Origin of the sequence: Atribacter sp. (genome assembly GCF_035418125.1) — a bacterium.
In the GTDB taxonomy this organism is placed as follows: Bacteria; Atribacterota; Atribacteria; order Atribacterales; family Atribacteraceae; genus Atribacter; species Atribacter allofermentans.
In genome coordinates this window covers 1-4,444 of sequence record NZ_DAOLQM010000134.1, presented here as the reverse complement: position 1 = coordinate 4,444, position 4,444 = coordinate 1, and the positions used below count along the sequence as shown (strand labels likewise).

The window sequence follows — 4,444 nt, the reverse complement described above, 5'->3', positions numbered from 1 at the left end:
ATGTTTAAAAAATCCGTCATCCTGTGCGGTGCTTTCCCGCGTGAGGATCTCATCTGACACCACCGACGTCATCCTGAGCGGTGCTTTCCCGCGTGAGGATCTCATCCTTTTAAGTTTTTTCTCCCTTTAATTAAAGGGAGAGGCTTCCCCCAAGGGTTTCTCATTACCAAAGTTCATCAATTCTTAATTTTTTTATTCAATTCACGATTCACTACTCACGGCTCACTGTTTTTAGGAATGAGATTGCCACGTCGCTTTACTTCTCGCAATGACGGATTTAGGTAACTATTTTCATCCTCATCTGGTGCTGCCAGGCAGCATGAAGGTCTATCCTGAAAACACCGGAACGTTTTTTAAGGTAATTCTTTTAGAGCAACCAATCAGGATCTCATTCTGGGCTTTCACCCTCATCCTCTCCTTCTCCCGTCAAGGGTGAAGGAACTATAAATTCTTTTATTCTTTCCTTCACTTTCACTCAATATAATGAATTAGTTTAAGATTATATTCTATTTACCTTACCTTTTCCTCACCAAACCGGATTCAGGCTTGATCGATCATTTGTTTTAAGGCTTTTAGCATTGCTTGAGCATTCTCTAACATCTTCTTTTTAAGAAAAGTATTGATCAAAGCCCCCACCAGTGGAAGCCCTAAGTCATATTCAATCTCAAGCTCTACTTTTGTCTCCATATCGGATAATGGGATAAACTTCCACATTCCTTGGTAAACCTTAAAATCTCCTTCTAATATAAAGAATCGACATTCTTTATTGGCTTCATCCCATATATCTCGCTCAGTCCACTTTACTTCTCTTCCTTGAAAGCTGCCTTTCCAAAAACTATCAACTTCGTTCATATTTTTTTTAAGAATTCTTACTTCTTGAAGATCTGGAAGAAATTTAGCTAATTGCTCGATATTCTGAGCCTCGAGAAAAACATTTTCGACTGATTGTTGAATGGTAATAACATCATTTACTTTTCCCATGGTCTTTATTCTCCCTCTATCTCATTTAACAATACTCGCACTGAGACCAAGGATTCGTTTAATCTGGATAAAACTGTCTCTAACTCTTCATAAGATATAGTCAGTGGTGGCTCAATACGAATCACAGTTGGGTTATTAAGAGTATAGGCTACTAAAATACGACGCTGAGCCATCTCCATGGCTATCAAAGACGCAATATCGGAATCTCCAAATTGGATACCAATCAACAAACCAATTCCTCTTATTTCCTGAATCATTCCCTCTGACTCAGCTTGAATCTCACCAAGCCGTTGCAAGACTTTCTCACCTTTAATCCTGGTTAATTCGGGTATATTTTCATCTTGAAGGATTTTTAAGGTTTCTATACCAGCAACACAGCTAAGGGGATTCCCCCCTAATGTTGAAGAATGAATAAAGGGATTCTCTTCAAATACTTTCCAAATCTCGGCAGTACTGATGAATGCTCCAATGGGGAGCACGCCACCTCCCAAGCCCTTAGCAAGAGTCATTATGTCTGGCACAACATCAAAATGCTCACAAGCAAACATCTTTCCAGTCCGACCCAATCCGGTTTGGATTTCATCCAAAATAAGCAAGGCTCCTTGTTTTTCACAAATCGATTTAACTTGCTTTAAATAATCGGGAGAGGGAATAATGATACCTCCTTCTCCTTGTACTGGCTCTAAAATAACCGCGGCGGTTTCTTTGTCTACCAATTGTTTCAAGGCATCGATATCATTAAATGGAACGTGATATACTTCTGGTAGACAAGGCAAAAAAGGCTTTTTATAAACTTCGCGCCCCGATAGACTTAATGAACCCATAGTTTTGCCGTGAAAGCTATTCTTGGCAGAAATTAGTTTTTCACGGCCGGTATAAAAACGAGCCAGCTTTAAAGCACCCTCCACAGCTTCTGTTCCACTGTTACCAAAAAAAGAATATTGAAGATTGCCTGGTGTTATGCGGGCTAACATTTCAGCTAAATCGGCTTGATGTTTATTAAACAAGGTACGAGTAGAAAGAGGAAGTCGTTCTAATTGTTCCTTTACGGCCTGAACAACTCGGGGGTGGTTTCTTCCAACATTGAAAACTCCAAATCCACCTAAACAATCAATATATTCATTGCCAAATACATCCCATACCTTTGAACCGGCACTGGTCCACTCTACAGTATCAAGTTGGGCAAACTTATAATATCGAGCTAAACCAGGATTAATATATTTAGCATATTTCTCAATCGTTTCTTCCACAATCTTTTTTTCGTCCACTACTATTACCCTCCGGGTATTTTTTTTAAAATACTGAACATTTTTTAAATGAAATTATCTATAAATAAAGCAGCCGTGGCTGAATTTTTAAGGTATTCATTAGTTGTAAATATTCCTCAGGTAAGATCTTATCAGGATGTTTCTCGAGTATTGAAACAAAAATTGCTTGAAGAACATTCGCACCAAAAGAACGTCCATTCATCTCAGGAGTAGTTGTAACAAGTATTTTTACTCCAAATTTTCGAAGAGTTTCGATATCATTATTTGTGACCGTGTTGGTAATAATAATCTTCCCTTTCATATCGTCCGGCATAAATCGATTGATATATAAAAAGTCTCCAGCTACGATATCGGCTCTTTTAAATAGATGAAGAGATCGAGTAACTCGTGTTTCTTGACTTTTTCCGGTTGGATATAGAACTTTCAAAGGAAGACGCCTAAGCACCGGCATCATTATAATGGATAGAAAGCGAAGGGTAGAAAGCCGAGTTAGGGGAATGGGTATTCCTAACGCAAATGGCATATCTCCTATCAAAAGCCGACAACCCTGCTGAGAAAGTCCCTCTGCTAAACCATAACGATCCATCCCACTCATAAAAAGTGCGGTTTTCCCTTGTAAATCTAATTTTTCCTTTTCGACTAAAATCTGTGGAACCTTTCTTTCCCAAGTTTCTTTGAGTTCTCCACCATCAACAATTGGTGTTTTTTCCAAAACTGAAACCATTTTAGCAATATCAACCACTTGATATTTATATCGGCCAGCACGGAGGTAAAGGTCAGCACCCCCCAAACCAAAGGCATCAACTTTACCATCCAATTCTCTTAAAACTTGCATAAACTTTTTTTTATCACCATCAACGCCTATTCTTTTAATATTAATTCTAAAATCCATTAATTCGATTTCGGCTTGGTGATTGCGAAGTGAAGACCCTAAACTAACACTTACGATTGTTTTACTTTTCACCACTATCACCAGTTTGGGGGAATGTCAATCCACCCTCAAACGTTGTTCCAGGTTCTATAGCAATTCCATTTGACATAATTATTCCCGTTATTCGGCATGAACTACGACAAATAACCTTTTCCGTTCGAGTAAAACCTGCTAAGGTTCCCCAAATTTCTAAGTTTTTTGCCTGGATAAAAGCTTTTGACTGTCCATGTCGGGTAATAATGACATTCATTGAATCAATAGATCCACGAAACTCGCCCTGAATCATGACCGTTCCCTCACCTTGATAATGACCATCCAGACGAGTTTGATCACCCAATATTGCAATATCTTTTACATTTTCATGACTTTTGATTAAGTTCATTAATAATTCTCAAACCTTCAAGGGTAAGTGTTGGATTAAAAAAATCAATAAAATCACAATAACTATGTAGAAATGTTCCCCATCCTCCAGTAGCAACAACTTGTGCTTTTGGAGCAAATTCTTTTTTCATATTCATAACAATTTCTCTACATAACCCGATGTACCCATAAAAAATGCCTGAATGCATTGCCTCAACCGTATTACGCCCAATACATTTATCTGGGATCTCAACATCAATTCGAGGTAAACGGGCAGTTTTTTCATAGAGAGCTTCTTGTGAAATTCCAATTCCTGGAGCAATTGATCCCCCCAAATATTCACGGCTGGCATTAATAGCACAAAAAGTGGTTGCTGTTCCAAAATCGATAATCACTAAATCACCACCATAGAGATGTGCAGCTGCTACAGCATTAACAATTCGATCGGCACCAGTTTCTTTTGGCTCCGCTCTTATTGATAAACCAGTACGAACTCCTGGTCCAATTACTATTAATATATTTATCCATTTCTTTTCAAACAGTTCTCGAAGGGTATTGAGGACGGGAGGGACCACACAGGAAATTGCCACTTGATTTATATTTTTTTTCTCAATGCCTTGATCAGTTATGAGTTCCTTTAGAATATATCCCCATTCATCACTGGTTCTACGTGAGGAGGTTGAAACTCTCCAGTCAGCAAGAAGTTTTTCATAATGAAAAACTCCAAAAGTGGTATGGGTATTTCCAACGTCTATGGTTAAAAGCATATTTTTATTCAATTCACCACCTTGATATGATTGATAGCATTATAATCCAATAATGTCTTCTCTAAAATACCATTTATAAGTCATCTAAGCTATCCCGTAAATCCCTTTGTGACTTTGATGTATCAAGCCTCTACAAA

5 protein-coding genes are annotated in these 4,444 nt (G+C 38.2%); all 5 read right to left on the bottom strand.

The features are described 5' to 3' along the window. Positions 1-540: 540 nt before the first annotated feature. Genes PLK24_RS07455 through PLK24_RS07435 form a run of 5 tightly spaced genes read right to left on the bottom strand, consistent with a single transcriptional unit; the run spans position 541 to position 4,307 of the window. Entirely contained in the window at positions 541-981 is a 441-nt protein-coding gene (locus PLK24_RS07455) for a type II toxin-antitoxin system RatA family toxin (protein ID WP_324477784.1), read from the bottom strand. Between the two features lie 5 nt (positions 982-986). Beyond that, a complete protein-coding gene (locus PLK24_RS07450; protein ID WP_324477782.1) occupies positions 987-2,249 on the bottom strand; it encodes an aminotransferase class III-fold pyridoxal phosphate-dependent enzyme in 1,263 nt (420 codons plus the stop codon). A gap of 58 nt (positions 2,250-2,307) precedes the next feature. Then, complete coding sequence (locus tag PLK24_RS07445; protein ID WP_324477779.1) at positions 2,308-3,213, bottom strand: DUF8754 domain-containing protein; 906 nt, start codon at positions 3,211-3,213, stop codon at positions 2,308-2,310. After that, positions 3,203-3,562: a bactofilin family protein gene (locus tag PLK24_RS07440; RefSeq protein ID WP_324477778.1), complete on the bottom strand. Its 360-nt coding sequence runs from the start codon at positions 3,560-3,562 to the stop codon at positions 3,203-3,205. The genes PLK24_RS07445 and PLK24_RS07440 overlap by 11 nt, the downstream gene beginning before the upstream one ends. Next, positions 3,540-4,307: a type III pantothenate kinase gene (locus PLK24_RS07435; RefSeq protein WP_349770667.1), complete on the bottom strand. Its 768-nt coding sequence runs from the start codon at positions 4,305-4,307 to the stop codon at positions 3,540-3,542. The genes PLK24_RS07440 and PLK24_RS07435 overlap by 23 nt, the downstream gene beginning before the upstream one ends. Between the last annotated feature and the right edge of the window lie 137 nt (positions 4,308-4,444).